At 31.8% G+C, this 1116-nt stretch carries 2 protein-coding genes; both read right to left on the bottom strand.

Translation table 11 applies throughout. The features are described 5' to 3' along the window. Positions 1 to 177: 177 nt before the first annotated feature. On the bottom strand, positions 178 to 714 hold the full coding sequence (locus tag ND811_RS19300) for a hypothetical protein (protein WP_265353603.1): 537 nt from the start codon (positions 712 to 714) through the stop codon (positions 178 to 180). A gap of 26 nt (positions 715 to 740) precedes the next feature. After that, complete coding sequence (locus ND811_RS19295) at positions 741 to 1082, bottom strand: hypothetical protein (protein ID WP_265353602.1); 342 nt, start codon at positions 1080 to 1082, stop codon at positions 741 to 743. Positions 1083 to 1116: the final 34 nt, after the last annotated feature.

Here is a 1116-nt window from a genome sequence, read left to right as displayed (position 1 = left end):
ACTTACCGAAGTTCCCCGACCCTGAGTCCCGGTAACGGGACGTTAGGGACTGGCATGTAGCTTGCGTAAGCAAGGCGAATGCCAGAAGGGGAATTTGCCGCAGGCCGAGCGAGGGCGAAGTCCCGAAGCGAAGCGGTAAGTCGCTGTTATGCGAAGTGACTGCTGTCTATTATTAAATTAGAAATTTTCTGAAAAATATTTCTCATAATTTTCCTTTTCAATCCCCATGGAGTCCAAAAACCAAATCCAAATTTCTTGAGTAGTTTTTAAAGCTTGTCTAAGGTCTTGCATTTTCAAATTTAATATTTCTGTCATTTTATTTGAAGAAGGATGTTTTATTAGATCTGTGTAGATATGATCTAATCTCTTAAAGTTTTCATACAATCGTCGATCGTAACTGGATAATTTTTTACCATTGTTATCAACAAATTTAGTAACTAGTTGAAATAAAGGTGGTGTATCTTTTAAATTAGTTTTATTGTTTAGTCCAAAAAGTGTTACCAATGATTGTCCAAGTAAAAGAAAGATCGGAATCAAGGATTGAATACTGATTTTTTCTTTCTTTTCAATATTTTTATACAAAAAATTCGCATCGCACCAATATTGTAACTGTAAATTTATAATTTCTGCAATGCTTCCATTTTCTGAATAAACTAATTCATGTGCGCCTGTTTGATAAATTGCAAAGTGCGGAATAAATTCAAAATTTTGCATATCCATATTCTAAATAAAAATATTTCTTAACTCAAAGTTTTTTTACCAAAGAAATATCCGATTACGGTTCCGAATAATACACCAATAGTAGGACTAAACTTATCCATGACTGCTAAGTATATAGATGCAACTACAATAACGACGAACACTATTGTTTGCTGAATAATCAGATATGCTCGTTGTTTGTGATTATTTGTAACATTAATTTTTGTTAATTCTACATTTTTATCCAATGTAGATTTTTTTATATCTTCAATTAATGTAATTATCCGTTTAATTATTTCATGTCCTGGCTCGGACATAATATATTCTATTATTTCTGACGGATATTGTTCCTCATCAAAATTTTCTTCTTTATTATTTTCCATTGTTTTCCTATAGCAGTTTTATTTGCAGTCATTT

This window comes from Leptospira soteropolitanensis (assembly GCF_026151655.1).
In the GTDB taxonomy this organism is placed as follows: domain Bacteria; phylum Spirochaetota; class Leptospiria; order Leptospirales; family Leptospiraceae; genus Leptospira_A; species Leptospira_A soteropolitanensis.
This window is presented reverse-complemented; position numbering and strand designations above follow the sequence as displayed.

Coding starts and splice junctions, on each gene's coding strand:
- ND811_RS19295 (WP_265353602.1), bottom strand. CDS start 1,082: ATGGAAAATAATAAAGAAGAAAATTTTGATGAGGAACAATATCCGTCA.
- ND811_RS19300 (WP_265353603.1), bottom strand. CDS start 714: ATGCAAAATTTTGAATTTATTCCGCACTTTGCAATTTATCAAACAGGC.